Genomic DNA, 23,917 nt, shown 5'->3' with positions numbered 1-23,917 from the left:
ATGCAGATCGGACCAGGACGCCACCGCTGCTGTGTTTCCTTAATCCACGCCGAGGGAGTGCTCAATATCATTGCATGGACAAGTCAAGCTCTTCGATACGTCAGCGACGGGAATCGTTCGGTTGATAGCTTGCCCCGCGAGCGGCGCGCCGATGTCCGGGTTCAAGGTGAGCATGTTGAACTTGCTTTCATTGGCGGGCGGAAGTCAGTACGCCTGCAAGAGTCGCCGTAATGAAAGCAAGCCACATACGCAACCTGATGAAACCCATTGTCCACACCTATTCCGAGATGTTTTCAGGACGGGTGTACCGGGTTGGCAAAGGTGCGGCATCCGTCCGCAACCACAGTGGTGAGGCTGTTCATACCGTAGTCTGTGTGCATGGTTTTCTGGCCAATCACTGCTATTTCACCCATACGTACGAAGCGCCCACTACCGAACTGATCCTTCTTACCTGCAGCAATTACCATATTCCGGTCAATGGCGTGACCCTGGAAGATGCTCCCTGGCACACTCATATCAAACCCATGGAAGGCACCGTGGAATACGATGCCTGCATTCTCAACCAGGCACTGGTTCATCTGCCCAGTACCCGTAACATCCGTATTCATGGCCATTCCCGCGGCGCCGCGGTAATACTGGAAGCCATCTCCCAGCAGCCGGAGCTGTATCGCGATGTAGAGGTAGTGCTGGAAGCACCGGTCCTGCCCCAGGGCCGTCTCCATCCCTTGGTGACAGCCATTCTGAGGCCCATCGGTCACGGCATGTGGCCCTATCTCATCCGGCTGATCAACAGTACCCCTTCGTCCGTCTACAATCAGACCTTTTTCGGCAGGATGAACCCGCGCAAGAAGCTATTACTGAACAAAGTGTTCTCCGCCACACGAGATCCGCTCACTATTGTGCGAAATATCGAAAATATCATCGAGTGGATGGAGCACCGGGACACCAGTGTCTATCAATACATCAGAAAGGGCTATATCCTGCTTGCGGGCACCGATCGTATCCTTGACCACACTGCCTCAATGGCCAGCGCGAGCCGGTGTCCGGCGAGAGTCAGCATTGTGCAGACCAGTTCCTCCAGCCACTTCATAACCCTCGATGACCGCAGCTGGATTCCCAGCCTGGTGCCATGGCCGCATTGACTGGCGCCACCGGTTAGCCAGTTGTTTCCGCAACTCGGGGCGCCAGCGAACAGACCAAACAAAACCCCCAGATATCCGGGACAGACCTATTTTAGGTCAAAGGGCTGCTGTCTGGCCGGACACCCTGACTATTATCGGCAATTCGGATTCGTGAATGCGGAGGGTCTGGTCCACGAGGGTGTTCCGCCGGAGTTTTTCTTTGTTTTGCCATTCAGCGGGCCGGTGCCGTAGGGGTTGGTAGTGTTTCATGAGGGGTTCAATGCAGTTGAGCATGGACTCCAACCGTAACTGAGGCTTTTGATAGGCTTGTGCGGTGTGGTCGACGATTTCATCCTGATACGGAATTGGAGCTTCAGCGTTGTGAAAAGTTGGATTTTTCTGGGCATTGCCATTGTCGCCGAAGTGGTTGCAACCACCGGCCTGAAAGCCAGTGAAGGATTTACCCGGCTCTGGCCCAGCGTGCTGGTAATCACAGGCTACGCCGTTGCGTTCTACTTCCTGTCGATCACTCTGAAAGAGATTCCCGTCGGTCTGGCCTATGCCATCTGGGCGGGGCTGGGTATCGTGCTGGTGGCGTTTATCGGTTGGCTGATTTATGGACAGACACTGGACGCTGCGAGCGTGATTGGCATGGGGTTGATCATCGCCGGTGTGGTGGTAATCAACGTGTTCTCCAGGACGACTCTGCCTTAGAGTCATCAGCGAGGTGCTGTAAACATGAACAAGTGATCCATCTTTTTTGATGCAATCTTTTACCTGCTGCTATTTTTGGCACTCTCCACCGTTATTCTGGTTATAAATCTATTGACCAAGAGTGTTCACGGTTTGTCTGGCAATATAGTGGCCAGCATTTCAACCGCCCTGCTTCTGATTCATTATCAATGGAAGCGCCAAATTCCCGGCAAGCTCACAGTAGCCGCGTTTTCAATTTTGGCGGGTTTTGCGGCGATTGTGTTTTTGTTCCTGTTGCAGATAGTTACTCCCCTTCTTCCGGGCCATGAGTTTGATCCTCTTCGCGGCTACGAGCTTCTTGCTGCCTTTGTCGTTAACCTGCGAAGTACCGAGCCAGTATCACCGGCCCCGCAAGTGCAATTCCCCAGGCAAACAGTGCCAGAAGCCCGTCTTTTGAAATCATCGAGAGGCCGAACGTCATCAGTGCCAGGCCGGCAATACTGGCACTGAACGGGACAATTTCGGTTGCGGGCATGACCACGGCAATGGCCATACAGGCCAGCGCCATTACGTAAAGCCCGGGGCCTCTGACCAGCGGGCTACATCGAGGGCGTATCAGGCGGTCAATGCGTCGGGCGGCGGGCCGTAGCATTTCCAGCCCCTGCACGAGCTTTTTGCGTGGTATCCGTCGCGCAACGAGCCAACCCGGTAGCCAGAAGTACTTTCGGCCCAGCAGCAGTTGCCCTAAAGTCAGTAAGGTGAGCAGCCCCATCAGCGTTGGCATTCCGGGTACACCGCTCAGGGGAGTGACCAGGATCAACCCCACCAGGAGCACCACCGGGCCGAAGCTTCTGCGGCCCACCGAATCCATCATTTCGCCAATGGTCACGTGAGCCTGCTCGGCCGATCCGGCCTCTATCAGCTCCAGTAGCTCTTCAATATCCGCTGGATCGCGGTGATTGCCCATTCACTGTCTCCGGACCATCTGGGATTGACTGCAATAGGCTGGCGAGGTTGCCCAGATTGTTCCCCACAAATATTTTCAGTGTTTATTTTTGATGCGCATGCCCTGACATGGTATGCGAAACTAGGTTTAACGAGCTACGTGGGCTCCAGATCTTGACGGTTTATGAACCAGATTAGTACCCGCTAGCATATCACGGAGGAGGCCTCTCACTATGAAGTTGACCCAATTCATCCAGACGGAAATGGAGCAACTGCTTGAAGACTGGGAAGAAGCCGCGCTAGAAATCGCTCCGGAATTGAAAGGCGAAGACAGCCGCGGCCTGAGGGACCATGCCCGTGAGATGCTGGAGTTCATCACCGAAGACCTTTTGACCTCCCAGACTAGCGAACAGTCAGCCCTCAAAGCCCTTGGCAAAGGCAAAATCCCCGCTTTGGGCACCGATGGAAAGCATGGTACCGACCGTCTCAGGCAGGGTCTGTCCATGCTCCAGATGATACAGGAGCTCCGCGCCCTGCGGGCACGGGTTACCAAGGCCTGGGGCGATGAGCAGCAGGGCCTCACCGCAAAAGACATCAATGAATTGGTGCGATTCAACGAGTCTATCGACCAGTTGATTGCCGACTCGGTGTCGAGTTACTCCGCCCGCAAAGAACACGAAACACGCCTGTTCGAAACCATGCTGAAAGCCTCCCTCGACCCCGCCGCCATATTTGATCCCGATGGCAAGCTCCTGTTTCTCAATAAGGCAATGGCCGATCTGATCAGTGTGCCGCGCGGGGACGCCATCGGTAAAACCCCAATTGAGCTGGGTCTGGACTTTGCCACGGAGTTCCATGACGAAATTACCACAACCGTTACCACCCGCCAGTCCCAGCGCAGGGAGTTTCATTGCCGGTCACCCTCAGGCCGTGAGTTGTACTTTGACTGCCAACTTGTCCCCGTTTTCAACGGCCGCAACGAAGTCGAAGCTGTTGTTAAGACGTCGCGGGACATCACTGAGCGCAAACAGACTGACTATCAGGTCTGGCGAAGCGCCAATTTTGACTTGCTCACCGGCATCCCCAATCGGCGGCTGTTTCATGATCGGCTTCAGCAGACCCTGCTGGAGGCGGAACGAAAGGACAGCTCCTTTGCTCTACTATTCATCGACCTGGACCGCTTCAAGCAAGCCAACGACCAGCTCGGCCACGAGGCCGGTGATCGGCTTCTGACGCAGGTGGCCGAACGGATAAGCTCAGAAGTCCGGGCCATGGATACCGTGGCCCGTCTCGGCGGAGACGAATTCACCGTGATCTTGAAGGAAACCGGCAGGGATGGTGCAAAGGAAGCCGCCAAGGCTGTTCTGACCAGTCTCGAACGGGCGTTTGACGTTGATTCTTACCGAGTACACATTTCCGGCAGCATCGGCCTGACTCTTTTCCCCGATGACGGCAAGAATGTCGACCAGCTGATGCACAATGCCGATCAGGCCATGTACGCCGCCAAAGAGCATGGAGGCCAACAGGTTCAGGTCTACGAGTCCTGGATGGCGCAGAGCGAATCAGAGCATATGCGGTTGAACAGGGAACTGGATGATGCCCTCAGGGAGAACCAATTGGAGGTTTACTTTCAGCCTATAATCGACATCCGCACTGGAGCCATATTCAGCGCAGAAGCTCTGCTCCGCTGGAATCATCCGTACAAGGGACTGTTGACTCCGGCCACCTTTCTCAGAATCACTGAACAAAGCGGCATGACGGACAGCATCAACGCCTTTGTACTGGAGCAGGCGGTGACCTGCTCGCTCCGGTGGCGCGACCTGAGTGACGAGGCCTTTCCGATCAACATCAACGAATCACCGGCCTCCTTTTTCACCCGAACCCTTGTGGACCAATGGCGGGCGCGGCTGACTCAAGTTGGTTTCGGTGAGAGCCGGATCACCATGGAACTGACCCCGGCGTCCCTGAACAACATCCGTGCCTCCGGTTTCAATCCGGTTAATAGCTTTGGTTTGGAAGGTTTGCGGCTACACCTGGCAATCGACGATTTTGGTATCGAACCGTTCTCCCTATCGGCTCTTCAGGAGTTTAGGTTGGACAGTGTCAAGGTAGACAGAGAGCTGATCAAGGATGCCGGCCAGGGTGGCGATGCCGACCGCATACTGGAGGCCATAATCGCTATGGCTCACGCAATAAACGTCCGGGTGGTTGGAGTGGGCGTTGAAAAGGACGAGCAATTGCAATTCCTCTCCCGTGTCGGCTGTGACTATGCCCAGGGCTTCTTGTTCTCCCGCCCCCTACCCCAGGACGATTTCGAGGCATTGTTAAGACGGGAAGGCCAGTAGAAAGAACTCCGGGACACAGGTAACGGATATGCCGTTGGAAATTGCCTGCCAAAAGATATAATTTTATAGGCAGGGAGGGCCGGGTCATGCGTCAGGATAATGTCCAGGTTTCGGACGACAACCTGCCGGAACACAGTGAAGGCATCCGGGTAGGTCGGGAGCTGCTCGAGGCCACGAAACCTTACGTTGAAGAGTCTGCTGCCACAAGCTGGTGGTACGTCGGCTCTACCTTCGGCTTGATGATTGCCGCACTGATGGCTGCCGGGGTGATCCCGTGGTGGCCCCTCAGAGTGGTGTTTTCGGTATTGGGCGCGCTGCTGATGGTACGCGCCTTCATCACCTTTCACGATTACCTGCACGGTGCGATTCTCAAAGATTCCCGGGTTGCCTACTGGCTCTTCCGTGTTTGGGGCGCTCTGACTCTGACGCCAACACGCTCCTGGCTTGCCAGCCACAATTATCATCACGGCCATGTGGGCCAGATTTCAGATGCCAGTGTGGGCGCCTTTCCGCTTATAACCGCCCGAATGTGGCAGTCCGCAACGGGGTGGCAGCGCCTTTCCTACCGCGTCCAGCGGAACCCGCTGGTGGTGCTGTTGAGTTACCCCGTTGTTTTCGGTTTGAACGTTACGCTCATACCCTTGCTGAAGAATCCCCGCAAACACATCGACTCCTTGATCGCACTGGTCAGCCATTTCGGATTGATCGCGGTGCTGTGGGTGCTGGGCGGGTTCAGTCTGGTGTTCTTTGTCATCCTGCTGCCCATGACCCTTGCCTCCACGATGGGGTGCTATCTGTTTTTTGCCCAGCACAGTTTCCGGCGCATGCAGATTGCCTCGCCTGAAGCCTGGACCTACTACCGGGGGGCCATGGAGTCTTCGAGTTATATGCGGATGAATCAGGTGATGCAGTGGTTTACCGGCAATATTGGCTACCACCATATTCACCACCTCAATGTTCGAATTCCCTTCTACCGACTTCCCGAAGTGATGGCGGCCATTCCTGAACTGCAATCACCGTTAACGACCACCCTTGCACCCGGCGACATTGCAGACTGCTTCCGCTACGCTCTTTGGGATGAAGACAAACAGCGTATGGTGTCCTATCGGGAGGCCGGCGGCTGAAGAAAAATATCTACCCAAAAGAGATCGAGGGAGCCGAAGCTATGGGGCACCAGAGCACCAACCCTGCGCTCGAGTCTGCACTGAGGCAATTTGATGAAGCGCTGGGAGAATTCGCCCGTGCCCGTCGCGCCGATCCCAAGGCCTCCAGCCTTGGATTGCTGGAGCGCGCCCGAATGCTGATGACGCTGCCAGAGGGCTTCGACGCCCTGTACCGGCGGGTCCGCTCGCTGGAATCCGCCGGCATCTTTGGTACCAGCGACTGGGCTCAGCCGGCCATCCTGCAGCCGGCACTGGCCAGGCATTCCCTGCGCGAAGCCGGTGCTGTAACAACCATCGTGGAGGCCATCAGCGAGCTACGGATGCTTGCCGTCACCCGGGGTGACTATTTCCACCCCGGCATTTCTGCAGAACAGGCACGCCATTTCCTGACCCAGGTGATGGCGTTGAACCTGGACCTGCTGTCTGGCCAACTCACGGAAGCCGACCGGGAACGCCCGAAACAGCTCGGGATGATTGTCCAGGAACTCTACCGGTATCTGATTTCCCACCTTGGCTATGAGAGCCTGCTGGACAGCCTGGTGGCGGAAGTCTGGCGGTTGCTGGACCAGGGGCCGGTGCAGGTCGACAGCATCTGCGAGATGATCGGCCAGATCGCCAAGTGCCTCTACGATCCGAAGATAGACACCCGTGGGAACGTCGCCGCCACCCGCCTGGTCAACGCCCTGTTTGCGCCCACACCGGGCAGCGTCGAAGACCCGGGCCTGCAGGTCTATGAGCAGCGGCTGGCGGACATGGATGAGGAAACCCTCGCTTCCGAAGCCACTTCTTTTGCCCGCAGCATGCACGACACCGGTCTGGCCTCCCCTTACCACGCGGTTATGCTGAGGTTCCTGCGCAACAGTGATGGGGACGATCTGATATCCACCGCGCTGGGGCTGACAATGACCGGCCTGGACGATCTCTACTGCTACACCGAACTGGTCCATGCCCTGATTGACGAAGCCATATACCCGGAAACCTGCCAGGCTGTTTATGGCCTTACCATGATGCTGGAGCGGGGTTCACTGTTTACCCCGTCTGTGGCCCAGGCCCTTTGGCGGCAGATCAAACTCCCCCTGTCAGCGGAGACCGCACACACCCTTCACGAGGCCTTTGGCGATGCCCGGCCGCCCCGGGTGTTCCTGCTGGCCGGTGTTATCAACCTTTTAGGGCACCCGCTGGGTGTGGGCCAGGGCAACAACCCCACCTGCCAGTCTGCAATCGGACTCTCGGTATGGGCGACCAACGAGGCAGATTATCTGCTTCAGGTACTGGCCTGGGCGGCCCGGGACAACGAAGTGCTGTGCCGCTTTGAAGGCCAGGAAGTCTCATCCAGAGATCTGAAACCCGGGCTGGTCAAGGACACTCCGGTGGATGTGGACCCGGTATCGCTGATCCTCATCCCCCATCTGGATCGCCTCTACGGAGAAATGTGGCGCCGTTGTGAAAACCGGGACGACGATGCCCACCGCTGGATCAATCCGGAATTCTATGGCTGGTGGGTCAGCCACGGATTCCGTGTGGTGGCCGATGTCCACACCGGTGAGGTGCAGGACTACGAGGGCTTCATCCGGCACTTCTACGCCAGCTACCATCCCTTCTATAATGGCCAAATGCCGGTAATCCACGCCCAGCCCGCGGGTATCGCCGTCACCGACAGCGCCGCACGCTTTGTAGGCCGCCACGCCATTAACATCCTGAGGGTCGGGCTCAGCCCCCGCGACGAGATACGGGTCTACTTCTTCAACCCCAACAATGACAGTGGCCAGGACTGGGGCCAGGGAATTACCTGCTCCACCCGGGGCCACGGCGAGTTTCGCGGCGAAGCCTCCCTGCCCATCGCCGAATTTGCCTCCCGCCTGTACGCCTTCCATTACGACACTCTGGAGCTGGGTGATCTTTCGGCAGTACCGGATGAGGAAGTCGCCCGTATCGTGGAGCTTGGCTCTACCAGCTGGGCGGCATCGCCTGAGACGTCACCAAACTGAGGGCACAGGCAAAGACAGCCGGGGATCCCGGTGTCTCGGAGAAAAGGGTCCGGTTATCTCACTGCACGGGCTGGCACCCGCGGACCGCCAGTGCAATATCGGTGGTCGCTTTGATCTGATCGTAATACCTGGCAGCCGTGTTTACGCCCATATCAGCGTAGCTGCCAGCGGCGGGGCTGATCAGTTGCGCCAGTTGGGCCCAGGCCACTGCAGATTGGCGGTCCTGTTTGTAGGCGGTAAAGGCCTGATGGATGTTGCTGCAGCTAACGCCATTGCCACCAGCAGCCGCTGACGATACGTGGGATGAGGTCTGGCAGCCGGCCAATGCCGCTGCTGCCAGAAAAAGCATCAGACTTCTTGATTTCACTGATTTGATTCTCCCGCGATTAGATAGCGTTTGTTACAGATACCTGGCGAGCATGTTCTAACACAACCCGCTTCGAAGCCAGGGAAATAAGGTCAAAACGGGGGCCAGATGGAACCCCGGCGCGCCAGGCTTCTGGGCCGGCGCCTAAATCAGCGCTTGTCAGTCACCCTCCGCCATGCTTCACTTTCCGCACTCACATCCCCAACGGAGCTTACGTCATGTCCAACCCCGTCACTGTCACTTCAATAACGCCATCCTGTGCCCGGCGGCTGGCGTTGGCGCTGCTCAGTGTCACGCTTCTGGGCGGCTGTTCCTCGCTGTACTACAACACCATGGAAAAATTCGGGTATGAAAAGCGTGACATCCTGGTAAACCGGGTGGAAGACGCGCGGGATAGCCAGAATGATGCCCAGGAAACCTTCCGCTCGTCTCTGGAGCGCTTCCAGAGCGTGGTGGATACGCCGGATACCGAGCTCAAGAATCAGTACGCCGAGATCACCGATGCCTACGAAGACAGTAAGGCGAGTGCGGAAACGGTCCGCGACCGCATCGACAAGGTGGAAGATGTTGCCGAAGATCTGTTCGATGAGTGGGAGGATGAACTTGTTAAATATGAGAGCACCTCTCTGCGGCGTAGCAGCGAACGGCAGCTTGATGAGACCCGCACCCAGTACAGCCAGCTGATCAGCCGTATGCACGAAGCCGAAGATCGCATGGACCCGGTCCTGCAGGCATTTCAGGATCAGGTGCTGTATCTCAAGCATAACCTGAACGCCCAGGCGATAGGCTCCCTGGAGAATGTGCTGGTGGGTATCCGCCAGGATGTCGATGAGCTGATTCGCAATATGGAACAGTCAGTCGCAGAGTCCGAAGCCTTTATCCGGCGCTTCCGCGAAGGCGGGTAACGCCTGGCGCGGGTTTGCGACGCCCACTCAATCGGGAGAAAGCAGCCGCGTCAAAGAAAATCCCTTGGAATCTTCAGGTCCCAATTTCGGCAGAACACCCGTTTTTCTCCTTCCCAGGCATCCAGTTCCGCCCGGATGAAGAAATTGCTCTTGTCAGAGGTCAGGATTGTGTGTGTCTGTGTGCGCACCGACCAGCTGCCACGCTGGAAGGTACGTAGTGTTTTTGTTTCACCTCTGGGTGAAGTGAAGTCATCATCGCGATAGGTATACCATTCACGGGAGCTGTGTCTGACCTTCATGTCGATTTCATCAATATGGAATGTTCCCCGGTCGTTGATGACCTCCAGCGTTGAGAGGTCCTCTGCCAGATCACGGTGAACCAGCCAATTGTAGTGCGGTGGTTCCAATTGAGTGATTGCCAGCGGCGGTGCGCCAGCCGGTGGTTGAAAGCGGATTTCGGCGTCGGCGCTGCTGGGCGGACGCACTGGCAGCACCAGGGCCGAACTGGACGCGCGGACGGTTATTCGTACGGGTTCCGGCGATGGCCAGGCCAGGGGCCAGTAGGACGTGGATACACTCACCCGCAGGCGATGCGCCTCGGGAAACACCTGAGCCACATTGTTCATGGGCACCCGGACACGGAAAAACTCGCCAGGTGTCAGTGCCTCCGGTTTGCGATCCCCCTGGCGGTGATTGAGGTTGAGTAGTCCATAGGTAACACGGGAGGCCTTGCCATCCGGCGCAGTGTCGGAAAGGCGGACGGCGACCATGGCAACGGGTTGACTGCTGGCGAGCTCCAGCTCCAGTACGGGTGCCCCGAGTATCTCGAGATTGGTGGTCAGAGGAGCGCTTTCAAAGACCAGTGCACCACCATCTTCCTCACGTTGATCATGTGGCAGATCGGGCGCCGCAGTGTAGGAACACCACTTGCCGGCAAACAAACCGACGCTCAGGGGCGACTGGATGGTCACCTCGTACGGCAATGGGGCGGGTGACTGATCCGCATCTTCCTCGAGCTGGCCATGCCCGAGCCGGTAACGCCGGGGTTCGATCCGTGGTGATGGCCACCGGGCTTCGCCCACCCATCGACCAGGACGCTCATGAAAGTAAGTCGTTGGCGGCGCACTGTCCTGCATCCAGGCACGCAACACAGGCTCATCCATGATTCCGGTCTGGCGTCCCTTCAACCAGTAATCCCACCAACGCAGAGCCTCTTGCAAAAAGCCGATCGGCGGACCGGGAATCCCCTGGTGCGGATATCGGTGTCCCCAGGGACCGATCAACCCTTGGCGGGGAACCTCCAGATGCTCAAGTATTCTGAAAATGGCATTGGTGTATCCATCCGCCCAGCCCCCAACCGCCATCACGGGACATTGGATGGCGGTGTAGTCTTCGCAGATAGAGGCGTGACGCCAGTAGTCGTCGCGGCGCTGGTGACGCAACCAGTGATCCAGCCAGAGGCCACTGCCGTTGAGCCTTGCCAGCCACATCTCGCGCCAGCGTTCGCCGACGATGTCCGGATCGGGTGGGGAGCTGTTGGCGGAAAACATGGTGGTTGATTCCGACAGGTTGTCTGCAAGCAGGCAGCCCCCCATATAGTGCATATTGTCGGCATAGAGATCGTCGGTGAAACAGACGGCAATGACCGCCTTCAACGGCCCCGGTCGGCGAGCCGCGATCTGCAGGGCATTGAAGCCACCCCAGGAAATCCCCATCATGCCGACATTGCCATCGCACCAGGGTTGATCGGCAAGCCAGTCAATGACCTGCACGCCATCATCAAGTTCCTGCTCGCGGTACTGGTCCTCCAGTATCCCGTCCGAGTCACCGCTACCGCGCAGATCCACCCGGACGCAGGCATAGCCATGGGCCGCCAGGAAAGGATGGTTGACGGCATCCCGTGCGCGGGTCATATCGCGTTTACGATAGGGAATGTATTCCAGAATGGCCGGCACGGGCCCCTGCCCGGCGTCCTCCGGCCGCCAGATCCGTGCTGCCAGGCGTTGGCCGTCAGCCAGCGGAATCCAGGCATTCTCCACGACCTGAATCTTCTGGGGAAGCGAGTCCGGGGGAACTGACTTCATGACGGCACCGGACTGAACTCGAACTGAAGCATGGCAACAATTTGATGATACGTTTCCAGCATTTTTCCGGTGGAGTGCGCTGCCACGAAGACTTCCGCCAGCGTGTAACTGTAGGCATCCTGATCCGGGAGTTCTGACAGACGACCACCTTGCGCCAGATTGACTACCACACGAGTATCCGGATGCAGCGAACTGATCCGACGGAGCTCTGATTCAGTGGGCACCCGGGTTACCACCGCATCCTCCCCGGTATAGTGGCGAAGAAGAAATTTGGCCGCATGCTCATAGGGCCCTTTGCGATGCTCGAATTTCGGCTGATCCCCGAGGGCGACGTGTACGGCGATCTCGTGATTGGACATGCCGTCGACCATTTCGAACTGGTAGGAGTGTGACTGCGAAATCCGGGGATTGATCTCAATGATCCACAGCCTGTCGGTGTGCTCGTTCCAGAAGAATTCCATATTGAAGCAGCCATTATCCAGGCCAATCTCCAACAGGACTTTTTCGGCCAACTGTATAGCGCGTGTCTGGATTTTGCGTGGGGCACAGGAGGGATATTCGTACCGCAAAAAGCTCTTGTGATTCCGGTCCCGCACCATATCGATCACACCATGGGCGTGATATATGCCGTTCTGGATACTGCCTTCCGGTGCTATTTCCAGACCGCTCAGAAATTCCTCCGCTATAAGATGATTCCCGGTAATCCCCTTGATCTCATCAGGCAGCACTATCCGCTCCAGGAACGTGTTGAACGGGTCCCCCAGCCGATGGATACGTTCCTGAACGATCCCCATGGCCCGCCGGAAGTCACCTGCATTGTTGATGCGAAAGCCCAGTGTAGAGCCGTATCCCTTGATGGGTTTGATCCAGAACGGGTAATCGAGGGTGATACTGTCGAGGGCATTCTTGTCGAAAGGATCGAAGGCACAGAACTGCGGAGTGTTTTCCGGTGCAATCTTTTGCTGAATGACCCGGCTCCAGTACTTATGGGAGCACTTGAGGATGGCGTCCAGCGATGGCCCGGGCAGGTTGAATTCCTCGCACAGAACCGCCGCCATCGAGGTAACCGGGAAATCCCAATGCCAAATTATTGCATCAATGGGGCCGTCAAAATCATGCAAAATCTGACGGGCTTTATCGATTTTTTCCTCAATGGCATAGTACTTCTGATGAATCAGGTCTTCCGAGCGTAGCAATGGACGAAAGGAGAACCGCTCCGAGTCGGGAATCTCTCGGATATCATCACCATGGCGTTCGTCGTAACCCAGTACAAAAACATTCTTTCGCCTGTCCTGATCGCTCATGATATTCACCAGATTTCCTGTGAAACCAATACCCGAAAAACAGGTTCCACACTCTTACATTTTCCTTATATAAGTCTGGTTCGTAATACTGAGGTGGTCAACTGATAACGGCACCATCCTGGGCGCAGGTTAAGCCATAGGAGGAGGATGCAATCAAAGCTTCCTGCAGGCATCCAGAAAGGCTCTGATCAACGAAGGTCAGACGTTCAATGGCCTGCTGGATGAGGTGTGTCGTGAGTAGGCGTCTCGGACCATGGCCGTACCTTTGTGAGGCTTACATGTTCAAGGATGTTAGTATCTGGCCACCCCGGATCACCAACAAAATCACAAGGTCACCACCACATGAGTAGCCCCAAACCCAGTACCATTCGTGTCGGCCGTCGTTACCGCGCCAACCGCCTGGACGGCCCTTACAACGCCATTGTGATCGGCTCCGGTATTGGCGGGCTGACCACGGCCGCCTGCATGAGCAAACTGGGCAGGAAAGTGGTGGTGTTCGAGCAGCATTACACCGCCGGCGGCTTCACCCACAGTTACGACCGTAACGGCTACGAGTGGGATGTGGGTGTTCATTACATCGGCGATGTCGGCGCGGACCACACGCTGACCAAGCGCCTGTTCGATCACATTACCGACGGCCAGTTGAAGTGGGCGCCCATGGCCAGCCACTTTGACCGCATTTTCATCGGCGACCGTCATGTGGATCTGGTGGCCAGGCCGGACAATTTCAAAGCCGAGCTCAAGATGGCCTTCCCCGGTGAAGAGCAGGCCATCGACACCTATCTGGATTACCTGAAGCGGGTGGCCAAGGCCATGCCGGGGCTGGTGATTGGCAAAGTACTGCCCGATCTGGCCGCCGGCCCCCTCCGCAAGCTGGTCAGCCGCACCGCGCCTTCGTTCCTGAACCGGCCAACTCGCGAGGTACTGGAGGGCCTGACCAGCAACCAGGAACTGATTGCCGTACTCACCGGCCAGTGGGGCGACAACGGTCTGCCGCCGGCTGAGTCCAGCTTTATCATCCACGCTCTTATTGCCCGCCACTATCTCTACGGTGGCTACTACCCCATCGGTGGCGCGTCGGAAATGGCGAAAACCATCATCCCGGTCATACAGCAAAGCGGTGGCGAGGTGTTCACCTACGCCGACGTGACCGAAATCCTGATCGAGAAAGGCAGGGCCGTTGGCGTGCGCATGGCCGACGGTGAAGAAGTTCGTGCCCCGCTGGTGATCAGCAATGCCGGCGTGTTCAACACCTTTGACAAACTGCTTCCGGATTCCGCGCCACACCGTGACTATTACCAGCAAAAGCTGACAACCGTGGAACGCTCCATGGCCAGCAACTGCCTGTACATCGGCCTGCAGGATACCGCCGAGAACCTGAAGCTGCCGAAAACCAACTACTGGATCTACCCGGGCGCCAATTACGAAAAGCAGGTGAGTGATTTCTTGGCTGCACCGGATGAGACCGACATTCCGCTGACGTATATCTCCTTCCCCTCCGCCAAGGATCCAAGCTTTGCCGAGCGCTACCCCGGCCGCGCCACCATCGAGATCGTCGCCCCGGGACCTTACGACTGGTACGAAGACTGGGCCGATAAAACCTGGGGCAAGCGCGGCGACGACTACGAAGCGAAGAAGGAAGCCTATGCCCAACGCCTGCTGGCCAAGCTGTACGAAAAGCTCCCGCACCTGGAAGGCAAGGTGGATTACTACGAGCTGTCCACACCCCTGTCCACCGACTACTTCTGCCGTTACAGCAAGGGCGAGATCTATGGCCTTAACCACACCCCGAGCCGCTTTGAGCAGGACTGGCTGAAGCCCAAAACCCGCATCCCCGGCCTCTACCTGACCGGCCAGGATGTGATGACCTGTGGCGTGGCCGGGGCGATGATTGGCGGGTTACTTGCGACCGTTGCGGTGAGTGGCCTGAAGGGGTTGCCGCTGGCCAAAAAAATGTTTTTGGGCTAAGGGAGCACTGCCTGGCATGCCGTAAATCTCCGCGGCGCAGTCAGTACGATCTTTAGGATATATAAACTCTCATATCTCGCAGCGAAGGTTGTGACGACCCGGGAACGCCACCAGATGTCATCGATGCTTATCTATTCGGTATTCGCGCTCGCCATGCTCGCCCTGGCTTTCTTTTATCTGTTTTTCTACCGAAGCTGGCGTCGCAAGCAGCACCTTGAGCAACCTTTCCCGGAGCATTGGCCTGGCGTTCTTGAGGCTCAGGTGCCAATCTACCGCTGGCTTCCGTCGGACCTTAAGCAGCGGTTCGAGCAGCACGTGCAGTTGTTCCTGACCGAAAAGAACTTTTATGGCTGCGACGGGTTTGAGGTGGACGACCGGGTTCGGCTGACCATCGCTGGTCATGCCTGCCTGCTGATCGTGGCTCGTTCCTATTCCGACTACGATGAAATTCGCAGCATTCTGGTGTACCCCCACGTTTACCGGGTACAGGAACAGCATCATGACGGCATGGTAGTGAGCCACAGCGATCAGATCCGTGCCGGGGAAGCGTCATCCCTCGGCCAGGTAGTACTGGCCTGGAGCCAGTGCGAGGAAAGCGCGACCAATCCGGACAGCCCTCATAACGTGATTTTGCATGAATTCGCCCACCAGCTCGACTACCTGGATGGGACTGCGGATGGCGCGCCACCGCTCAGTGGCGATCAGGCCGAGCAATGGCAAGAAACGATGACCCATGCCTATGAGCAGCTTAGACACTCGCTGAGCCACCGGAAAGAAAGCTGGCTCGACCCCTACGGAGCCACGGAACCAGCGGAGTTCTTTGCCGTGCTCACAGAATCTTTTTTCCAGCAGCCGAAGCATCTGTCAAAAGAGCAACCAGCGGTTTTTGAGGCGCTTCAACGCTTTTACCGGATTGATCCGAGGGTGTTCTGCAACGATCCCCACAGGCCCACCCGCTAACCTTCAGCATTCTCAATATTAGCAACACCAAAGGGGATATGAACCATCGGCACCTGCCCGCCTTCGGATTTCAGGTGGCTTTTCTGATCGTCGAAAAACATATGAGGCTTTAAAACCTCCAGAATCCGGTGCTTGCCCATGCCGCCGAGGAAGAAGGTTTCGTTCGCGCTCACACCCCAGTGCTCAAGGGTGGTAATCACCCGCTCGTGGGATGGTGCGCTTCTCGCGGTCACGATCGCCATGCGCAGAACACGCTTGTAATGCTCATCGGCTTTAACCGCTTCATCCTCGAGTTGCTGCAGAAAAGCCAGTTTCTGGAAGAGGTCTGCCAGTGGCCCCGGGGAATGAGGAATGTGGGATTTTTCGGTTTCGTGGCTATGAAAGGCGCTGAGCTGGCCTGCATTGAAGATTTTCTCGGAGGCATCGTCGGCGATCACGCCATCAAAATCGAAGGCGATCCGCAGTTCGCCGTCGTCCAGATCATCCACCACCCGGGTTGGTAACACGGTACCCGCCGGGTAGCCAAAATCTATCGCCTGGAGAACGTCTGATTCGTTGGCGGAAAGAAACAGCGATGCATTGAAAGCAGGAATATAGGGGTACGGTGACTTCCCTTCCAGGAACGCCGCCCTTGAGATATCCAACTGGTGATGATGGATAGACCGGAACACCCGCTTGCCGGTAATGGCAGAGTTCCGGGACAGCAGCACCACTTCCACCGGGCGTTTCTCCGGGAAGCGCTCGTTGATGCTCAGGAAGCGTCGCACAAATGGAAACGCGACCCCCTTTGCCAGCGGGTCATCCAGGTGAGCTTCCTGAAATTCGCGATAGGCAATGGGCCCCTCATCCCGGAAGACCCGGTCAGAGTCGCTCAGGTCAAACAGTGCGCTGGAGGCTACCGCAATAACGAGCTTGTGTTCTATCGGGTAAGCCATGGACCAAGCGTAAACCTACTCTATTTAAGCTGCATATCGTTGTTGACGGATTTCACACCTTTGACCGCTTCCGCCAATCGGACTGCGGTCTCGATGTTCTCTTTGGAGCTGACAAAACCCGACAGCTGAACGACCCCCTTGAACGTTTCCACATTGATCTCGGAACTTTTCAGCGTTGAGTCGTTAAAGATAGCGGTTTTTACCCTGGTTGTAATGACCGTATCGTCAATGTATTCGCCCGTACCGGATTGGGTTGCTGTCGAGGCACAACCAACAAAAAGCACCAGAAGCAAGATCGCAAACAGCATGGTCGGGTAAAATTTCGTCATTGTTTTCACTCTGTCTCCTCCTTTTATGGCTATGGCCAAGGCCAGACATCCGGGCTGTCTTAGGGGTCAGTGTCCTGACATTCAGAACCCTTTGGCCAATTTAACGATATATCGGTTATACAGGCGGGTCTGTTCGCTATCCAACATGCCTTCGCAGAAAGTCAGACAATTCGAGGCCATGAGGCAGGATTCTGCAATGTCTCTGGTACACGGTTCCATGTTAAAATGATTCATGGTAAAACCTGTAAACGCTTGATGGCGGGCCGGCAGGGAGTTCAAGCTGTTTTTTTTCACATTTAAATCTGGCTCGATCGAGATTGAAATGACTGACGCGCCCAAACCGGAACAGAACCAGCTACTTGCAGCGATATTGAAAAATGCAGCACCAAGAGACTTCCCGAACCTGAAACTGGTTGAGCTCACGCTTGGGGATGTTATCTACGAGTCTGGCCAGCCCATCGATTTTGTCTATTTTCCGACCAACTGCATTGTTTCCCTGTTGTACGTGATGATCGATGGGTCTGCCGCAGAAATATCGGTGGTGGGGAACGAGGGAATGGTAGGGGTAGCAGTAGTGATGGGCAGCGACAGCACGCCTAACCGTGCGGTTGTTCAGAGCCGGGGCTACGCTTATCGTCTGCCGGTAGCTGAACTGAAGAGTGAGTTTGATGCTTACCCTGGCGTCCGGATGATTACACTGCGTTATACCCAGGCGTTGATCACTCAGATGTCCCAAACGGCAGTATGCAACCGGCATCACTCTATCGATCAGCAACTGTGCCGCTGGCTGCTGCTGTCCCTTGACCGTTTACATGGCAATCAGCTCACGATGACCCAGGAGCTGATCGCCAATATGCTCGGGGTAAGGCGCGAAGGCGTGACCGAAGCCGCCAGCAAACTGCAAAAAGCGGGCGTTATCCAGTATCATCGGGGCCACATCTCGGTCATTAACCGTCCAATGCTGGAGACTTTGAGCTGCGAATGCTACGACGTAGTCAAACGTGAAACCGACCGGCTGGGATCACGGGCTCTGAAACCCTAAGCCTGCGGTCGCTGGCTTTCATCGGTGTAAGAGTAAGAGGCTTCTTCGCTTTCGTGCCGCTTACGAGACGTTTTAACCTGCAACATCGCAGCATCCGCATGTCGCAGTAGCATTTCCAGGCTGTTGCCGTTGTCCGGATAAACGCTTACACCAATGCTGACTTTGAGCGTCACCTCTGTGCCGTCCAACACCATAAGCGCCGATGCCACTGCCTCCCGCACCTTGTCTGCTACCGCAGACGCATTATCTGCCCGGGCAATTTCATTCAGCAACACCACAAATTCGTCACCACCGTGGCGGCATACGGTATCGGTTGCCCGAACACTGGAAACCAGCTTGTTGGCCAGCTCACGCAGTATTTTGTCGCCACTGTCATGCCCCAAGGTATCATTGATGTCCTTGAAATTATCCAGCTCGATAAACAAAACGCCCATCGGTTTGGTGTGCCGTGTTGCGAGCGCAAGTGACTGGTTGAACCTTTCCGCAAACCCGAAACGATTGAGCAACCCCGTCAGCAAGTCATGCTGGGCAAGGTGAGCCATCCTGGCGGTGGTCTCGGCCGAGTAACGACTATCGTGAAACATGGTCACCGCACCAACCACTTCCCGCTTCCGGTTGTGTATGGGCGTGGCAGAATCTTCGATAGCCAGTTCAAAGCCATTGCGGGCCACCATCAAAGCATTGTTGTGCAAAGGTACAACGCTGTTTGAATCCATAGCGCGCCGAGCGGGGTCTGGTCTGGGTTCCCGGGACTCTGCGTCAAGTACCCAGAACACCTCCGGCAAAGGCAGGCCAAGGGCTTCGTCGCGGCTGAACCCGGTGAGCTTTTCCGCCACCCGGTTGAGGTAGGTAATATGATTGTGGGTGTCGGTGCAAATAAGAGCGTCGCCGATAAAATCAAGCATCACCTGCGCCCGCATTTCCTCGTCAATGACGCGTTTCCCGAATCGGGCCATTAACGCTTCTTTGGCTTTCTTGACACTGATATCTTCGACGGTATGGACGTAAAAACGCCCGGGCATCCCCTCAGGCATCTCGGAAATATGCCTGCGGGTCCAGATATGCTGCCCATCGGCCTGTTTCATCCGCGCCTCACACTGAAAAGGCGTCTGTTTCTGAAGGCAGTCTTGCCAACGCCGAATCACCCCCAGGTGATCCTGAGGATGAATCACCGAACTCCAGAACGAGCCATTTACTTCCTCGGCAGTCCTGCCACTCAGTCGCTGATAGGCAGCATTGCTGTAGACACACCGGCTGTCGGCATCGGTAATGAGAATTCCCATTGGCAGGGCATCGGCTAACGAGGCAATGAGTCCTTCAAACGGCACTTCCTGGGCGTCGCCGGCCCCCGGGAAAAAGTTTTTATCCGTCAACATAGTAGGTGCCCTCGTTATCTTGGAGAAAAGTGATTTATGGCTTTGTTCTCTTATGTTCTTAATAAAAGGACTTTTTTATGTTCTTAAAATAGAAACTACAGGACCGGGAAAAATCGGTCCGTACGCTAGCGCACACAGGCTCTGGCCGAGGATTTCCCGAAATGGAACCTTTGGAAATAACGGCTATTTAAAACTCGTTTGGAGGCGTAGTATGATGCTCAAGCTACATCCAAATACTTGTTTGGAGGCGCAATGAAAACCATCAAAGCAGACCCCGAAAGAGAACATAATGAGCGCCTGAGAGTGACTGCCGAGGCACTCATCGAGAAGGGTGCCGCCCCGGCAACCAGATTAGGCAATCTGGGTCGGGAAACCCTGGAGCTTTTATATCGTCGGGCGGGTAATCCTGAGTTTGCCCCCGACGCACTGAAATTGCTCCATGAGCTGCAAACCCATCAGGTCGAAATGGATCTGCTCTATGAGCAGCTGAGAACCAATGAATACGAGATGACCGAAGAGCTTGTCCATTACCGAACACTTTATGAACTGGCACCAGTGGCCTACCTGATCGTTGTCAACGATGGTCAGATTCTTGAAAGCAATGAGACCGCAGGCACTCTGCTTGGTTTTTTGCCCCCGCAGCTTGCCGGCCATCCGATTACCGAGTTTCTGTCACTTTCAAGCCACGCCGCGCTTGCTCAGATGTTCCGCACGCTCGAGAAACCGGGAGCCCGAGCCGAATGTCTTGCAGAATTGCCAGCACATACGTTGCACGAAGACCGGGATGACAATCTGCCGATCAGTCGCCGATTGACAATCAATGCCCGGCGTAGCGCGTTTGGAGACAATATTTTGATGGTGGTTTCCCAGATTCCAGAATCAGCTCCCGCCACAGCCCTGCCCTGATGCGCATTGTAGGAATCGGTGCCTCCGCCGGCGGTCTTCATGCACTTGAGGAATTTTTCGGCCATACACCTCCGGATACGGGCATGGCGTTTATCGTTGTGCAACATCTTGACCCCACTCAAAAAACCCTGCTGCCCGAGCTGTTGCAACGATTCACTGAAATGCCGGTTCAGGAAGCTCAGCAAAACATGCAGATCACTCCGAATGCCGTCTACGTCATTCCGCCCAATAAAGAACTGCGGCTGCAGGACGGAACTCTCCGGCTCACTGCTCCGGAAGAGCCCAGAGGCCGGCGCTTGCCGATAGACGTGCTATTTTCGTCACTGGCCAGCGCTTGTAACACGCAAGCGATAGCCGTCGTGCTGTCCGGCATGGGCAATGACGGCACGTTGGGAATTCAGGCCATAAAAGCAACTGGCGGCCTGGCGCTGGTTCAGCAGCCGGACACTGCCGAATTTGATGCGCTGCCCCTCAGCGCTATCGCCTCAGGATGCGCCGACATTATTGCCCCTGCCTCCGAGCTGCCTGCGCGCATACTGGCTTTCATCACCAAGGTTCCCGAACCCAGCGAGCATGCAGAAAAACCGATAAGGTCAATGGAGTTCATTGAGCCCATCATCCAGCTACTGCAGAAAAACTTCAGGCACGACTTTTCGCTCTATAAGCCCAGCACCCTGAGCCGACGCATTGAGCGGCGTATGGCCATTCACGACGTTTCCGATCTGGCCGAATACGCACGCTATCTGGAAGAGAACAGTCAGGAAATCCAGTTACTGTTCAAAGAGCTATTGATAGGCGTCACCAACTTTTTCCGTGATTCGGAGATCTGGGACTATCTGTCTGAACACGTGCTCCCGCAGATGGTCGCGGCCGCGACACCAGACCAGAAGTTACGGGCATGGGTGGTCGGGTGTTCGACCGGCGAAGAAGCATACTCACTGGCAATGGTGTTAATTGAAGTTTTGGAACTGCTACACCCGGACCAGGACATTCCGTTACAGATTTTCGCCTCGGATCTGAACCCCGAAGCTATCGCCACAGCAGGCCGGGGCCAGTATTCCCTGGCCATCGAGAAAGATGTCTCTGAAGAGAGGCTTTCCCGCTTTTTTACCAGGCACGATACCTACTACCAGATTATCAAGCCTGTTCGTGACAAAGTTCTGTTTGCCCTACACGACGTTATTCTGGATCCGCCCTTTACCAAGCTTGACCTGATCTGTTGCAGGAATCTGCTGATCTATTTTGACCCCATGTTACAGCGCCGGTTGTTGCCCCTGTTCCATTACAGCCTCCGGAACCATGGCGTCCTGATGCTGGGGCACTCCGAAACCGTAGGCAGACTGAACCACCTGTTCGCCCCGCTGGAATCGAAAATGCGTATCTACCGGAGGCTGGAGCACGAGTCCATCAGGGCGCCCAATTTCCTGTTAAAATCATTCCCTCCACTATCCACCTCGTCCAAGGAGCAGCCCGTGCCGGCCCCCACTGCACCCTCTCCCGCTACTGACAACCTGCAAAATTCGGCCGACCGGTTGCTACTGCAAGTCTATTCACCGGCGGCCGTAGTTCTGAACCAGAACGCCGACATCGTCTATATCAGTGGTCGAACCGGCAAATATCTGGAGCCGGCGGCCGGCAAAGCCAACTGGAACATTCATGCGATGGCGCGGGAGGGGTTGCGTCTGCCCCTGTTTAACGCATTGAAACAGGCAGTCTCCCAGCAAGAGCCAGTAGAGCTTCACAACCTGGAAGTGCAGACCGGCACGGGCATACAACATGTCGATGTCACTGTGCAGGCATTGCGTGAACCGCCTGCCATGAAGGACAAGATCATCGTGGTGTTCCGTGATGTCGCCGTGGCCGCAAGGCCCAACCGCAAAAAGCGATCCTCTCTGACCACAGCCAACCTGGAGGCCGAAATACTTCAGTACCAACATGAGATTGAGCGCCTCAGCGAGGAAGCCCGGCTGTCCCGGGAGGAGCTCGAAGCCGCCAATGAAGCATTGCAGTCCACTAACGAGGAACTGCAGTCTGCGAACGAAGAGCTGACAACCTCCAAGGAAGAGATGCAGTCCATGAACGAGGAACTGCAAACCATCAACTCGGAACTGCAAGCCAAGCTGGACGATCTGGCGCTCGCTCAAAGCGACATGCAGAATGTGCTCAACAGCATCGAGATTGCAATCCTGTTCCTCGACCAGAACCTCAATGTACGGCGCTATACCTCCAGGGCCGCCAGCATTATAAGCCTTCGGGAGAGCGATGTTGGCCGACCGCTCAAAGAGCTCACCACGATTCTGGAATACCCGGACCTGGATAAAGACGCCCGGAAAACCCTCGAGACCCTGGTGGTTTGTGAAAAACAGGTGACCACCAGTGAGGGCCGCTGGTTCTCCATAAGGATCATGCCGTACCGCCGCCTCGACAACGTCATTGATGGTGCAGTGATGACCATGGTCGACATAACGGACACCAAGAACCTGGAGTCTAGCTTGCGGGGGGAGTCAGGGAGCAAGCGTTAGGGAACAGCTTTTTCGGCACCCACCAAAGATACACCACCATACCGAAAAGCTCGACCAGTGACTGGAACACAATAACCACCACAGCCAGTTCAAATGAGGCCGGAAGCGCCAGGGCCAGTGGCAGCACGACAAATGAATTACGGGTTCCGAGGCTGAAGGCCAGTACCCTGCCCTGATCTGCCGGAAGCCGGAAAAACAACGCAAGTCCCCGGGCCAGCAGCCCGGCGATCACCAGAAAGGCCACGAAGATCAGCAGCAGTTGGTCCAGCAACCCCGTAGACTCCAATACAATCCCGACCTGGGTTGCAGCAATGGAGAACACAACCAACGCCAGCAGCGGCACCGGAAGCCACGCCAGCCCGCTTAAAAGATTGCTGCTCAGCTTACCTGTTTCAACGCCTTTTTCGGTCAGCAAGGCCGCCGCCAGCGGCAACACAATCAACCCGAAAAATGCCAGCAGCATTTCCCGTTGCACAACGTTGGCAGCGAAATCTTCACCAAAGAATGCCCACAGATAGACCGGCAGTAACAAGATCTGCAGGATCAGACTTACCGGAGAGAACGCAATAGCGCGCCGGGTGTCACCGCCGCCCAGATGCGTGAAGGTGATGAACCAGTCCGTGCACGGCACCAGCAACACCAGAAGTATGCCCAGCCGCACCGCAGGTATGTCGGGAGCCAGATGCAGGAGCGCCCAGATGACCAATGGCAGCATCAGGAAATTACCCACCACCGCAGCTGTCACAAACCGGCTATCGCTGAACGCTTCACCCAGACGAGCCAGAGGTACCTGGGTGAACGTGGCATAGAGCAACAGCCCGAGCAGTGGCCACAGGGCGAATTCGAGAGCGTCAACCGAGCCGGGAAAGGCCGTCCCGAAAAACAATCCACAGCCAATCGCAACGAGATAGAGGACGACCTGATACTGCTCGATCAGTTGCCGATTCAACATCCGGAACTCCGC

The 23,917-nt window shown here is 56.2% G+C and carries 19 protein-coding genes; 11 read left to right on the top strand and 8 right to left on the bottom strand.

Features of this window, described 5'->3' with window-relative positions:
• Window positions 1-230 precede the first annotated feature (230 nt).
• Window positions 231-1,142 carry an alpha/beta hydrolase gene (locus F6Y09_RS07395; RefSeq protein WP_152206281.1) on the top strand — a complete coding sequence of 304 codons (912 nt, stop codon included), beginning with the start codon at window positions 231-233 and terminating at the stop codon, window positions 1,140-1,142.
• A 360-nt stretch (window positions 1,143-1,502) separates the two neighbouring features.
• Complete coding sequence (locus F6Y09_RS07385; RefSeq protein WP_152206280.1) at window positions 1,503-1,835, top strand: SMR family transporter; 333 nt, start codon at window positions 1,503-1,505, stop codon at window positions 1,833-1,835.
• A 352-nt stretch (window positions 1,836-2,187) separates the two neighbouring features.
• On the opposite strand, the gene F6Y09_RS07380 is transcribed toward F6Y09_RS07385, so the two are convergent.
• Window positions 2,188-2,781 (bottom strand): exopolysaccharide biosynthesis protein, encoded by a 594-nt coding sequence (locus F6Y09_RS07380; RefSeq protein WP_152206279.1) that lies wholly within the window; start codon window positions 2,779-2,781, stop codon window positions 2,188-2,190.
• A 211-nt stretch (window positions 2,782-2,992) separates the two neighbouring features.
• Between F6Y09_RS07380 and F6Y09_RS07375 the strand changes: the two genes are divergently transcribed.
• The 3 genes from F6Y09_RS07375 (at window position 2,993) to F6Y09_RS07365 (ending at window position 8,255) form a co-directional block, all read left to right on the top strand.
• Window positions 2,993-5,104, top strand: a complete 2,112-nt coding sequence (locus F6Y09_RS07375) for a putative bifunctional diguanylate cyclase/phosphodiesterase (protein ID WP_152206278.1) — start codon at window positions 2,993-2,995, stop codon at window positions 5,102-5,104.
• A gap of 86 nt (window positions 5,105-5,190) precedes the next feature.
• Entirely contained in the window at window positions 5,191-6,228 is a 1,038-nt protein-coding gene (locus F6Y09_RS07370; protein WP_152206277.1) for a fatty acid desaturase family protein, read from the top strand.
• A gap of 41 nt (window positions 6,229-6,269) precedes the next feature.
• Complete coding sequence (locus F6Y09_RS07365; protein ID WP_152206276.1) at window positions 6,270-8,255, top strand: hypothetical protein; 1,986 nt, start codon at window positions 6,270-6,272, stop codon at window positions 8,253-8,255.
• 58 nt (window positions 8,256-8,313) lie between these two features.
• Here the strand turns inward: F6Y09_RS07365 and F6Y09_RS07360 are convergent, their stop codons facing one another.
• Window positions 8,314-8,622: a hypothetical protein gene (locus tag F6Y09_RS07360; protein WP_152206275.1), complete on the bottom strand. Its 309-nt coding sequence runs from the start codon at window positions 8,620-8,622 to the stop codon at window positions 8,314-8,316.
• Window positions 8,623-8,840: 218 nt separating this feature from the next.
• Here F6Y09_RS07360 and F6Y09_RS07355 point away from each other — a divergent pair, with 218 nt between their 5' ends.
• Window positions 8,841-9,527: a DUF2959 domain-containing protein gene (locus F6Y09_RS07355; RefSeq protein ID WP_152206274.1), complete on the top strand. Its 687-nt coding sequence runs from the start codon at window positions 8,841-8,843 to the stop codon at window positions 9,525-9,527.
• Between the two features lie 50 nt (window positions 9,528-9,577).
• On the opposite strand, the gene F6Y09_RS07350 is transcribed toward F6Y09_RS07355, so the two are convergent.
• The gene (locus F6Y09_RS07350) at window positions 9,578-11,611 is read right to left on the bottom strand and encodes a CocE/NonD family hydrolase (RefSeq protein ID WP_152206273.1); all 2,034 of its coding nucleotides are present in this window, start codon (window positions 11,609-11,611) and stop codon (window positions 9,578-9,580) included.
• Window positions 11,608-12,915 (bottom strand): ATP-grasp domain-containing protein, encoded by a 1,308-nt coding sequence (locus F6Y09_RS07345; protein ID WP_246180424.1) that lies wholly within the window; start codon window positions 12,913-12,915, stop codon window positions 11,608-11,610. The genes F6Y09_RS07350 and F6Y09_RS07345 overlap by 4 nt, the downstream gene beginning before the upstream one ends.
• Window positions 12,916-13,257: 342 nt before the next feature.
• On the opposite strand from F6Y09_RS07345, the gene F6Y09_RS07340 reads away from it, so the two are divergent.
• The gene (locus tag F6Y09_RS07340) at window positions 13,258-14,883 is read left to right on the top strand and encodes a phytoene desaturase family protein (RefSeq protein WP_152206271.1); all 1,626 of its coding nucleotides are present in this window, start codon (window positions 13,258-13,260) and stop codon (window positions 14,881-14,883) included.
• A gap of 114 nt (window positions 14,884-14,997) precedes the next feature.
• On the top strand, window positions 14,998-15,843 hold the full coding sequence (locus tag F6Y09_RS07335) for a M90 family metallopeptidase (RefSeq protein ID WP_152206270.1): 846 nt from the start codon (window positions 14,998-15,000) through the stop codon (window positions 15,841-15,843).
• Here the strand turns inward: F6Y09_RS07335 and F6Y09_RS07330 are convergent.
• Window positions 15,840-16,778, bottom strand: a complete 939-nt coding sequence (locus F6Y09_RS07330; protein ID WP_152206269.1) for a 5'-nucleotidase — start codon at window positions 16,776-16,778, stop codon at window positions 15,840-15,842. The genes F6Y09_RS07335 and F6Y09_RS07330 overlap by 4 nt on opposite strands.
• A gap of 20 nt (window positions 16,779-16,798) precedes the next feature.
• Window positions 16,799-17,107, bottom strand: coding sequence for a BON domain-containing protein (locus F6Y09_RS07325; protein ID WP_152206537.1), 309 nt, complete (start codon window positions 17,105-17,107; stop codon window positions 16,799-16,801).
• Window positions 17,108-17,429: 322 nt separating this feature from the next.
• On the opposite strand from F6Y09_RS07325, the gene F6Y09_RS07320 reads away from it, so the two are divergent.
• Window positions 17,430-18,149 carry a Crp/Fnr family transcriptional regulator gene (locus F6Y09_RS07320; protein ID WP_152206268.1) on the top strand — a complete coding sequence of 240 codons (720 nt, stop codon included), beginning with the start codon at window positions 17,430-17,432 and terminating at the stop codon, window positions 18,147-18,149.
• Here the strand turns inward: F6Y09_RS07320 and F6Y09_RS07315 are convergent.
• Window positions 18,146-19,525 carry a sensor domain-containing protein gene (locus tag F6Y09_RS07315; RefSeq protein ID WP_152206267.1) on the bottom strand — a complete coding sequence of 460 codons (1,380 nt, stop codon included), beginning with the start codon at window positions 19,523-19,525 and terminating at the stop codon, window positions 18,146-18,148. The two genes, F6Y09_RS07320 and F6Y09_RS07315, sit on opposite strands and share 4 nt — an antisense overlap.
• Window positions 19,526-19,777: 252 nt before the next feature.
• Between F6Y09_RS07315 and F6Y09_RS07310 the strand changes: the two genes are divergently transcribed.
• Entirely contained in the window at window positions 19,778-20,431 is a 654-nt protein-coding gene (locus F6Y09_RS07310) for a PAS domain-containing protein (protein WP_152206266.1), read from the top strand.
• Entirely contained in the window at window positions 20,431-22,953 is a 2,523-nt protein-coding gene (locus tag F6Y09_RS07305) for a chemotaxis protein CheB (protein WP_152206265.1), read from the top strand. The genes F6Y09_RS07310 and F6Y09_RS07305 overlap by 1 nt, the downstream gene beginning before the upstream one ends.
• Here the strand turns inward: F6Y09_RS07305 and F6Y09_RS07300 are convergent.
• The gene (locus F6Y09_RS07300; protein WP_152206264.1) at window positions 22,919-23,905 is read right to left on the bottom strand and encodes an arsenic resistance protein; all 987 of its coding nucleotides are present in this window, start codon (window positions 23,903-23,905) and stop codon (window positions 22,919-22,921) included. The two genes, F6Y09_RS07305 and F6Y09_RS07300, sit on opposite strands and share 35 nt — an antisense overlap.
• Window positions 23,906-23,917 lie beyond the last annotated feature (12 nt).

It is taken from the genome of Marinobacter changyiensis, from assembly GCF_009193265.1.
GTDB lineage: Bacteria > Pseudomonadota > Gammaproteobacteria > Pseudomonadales > Oleiphilaceae > Marinobacter > Marinobacter changyiensis.
This window is presented reverse-complemented; position numbering and strand designations above follow the sequence as displayed.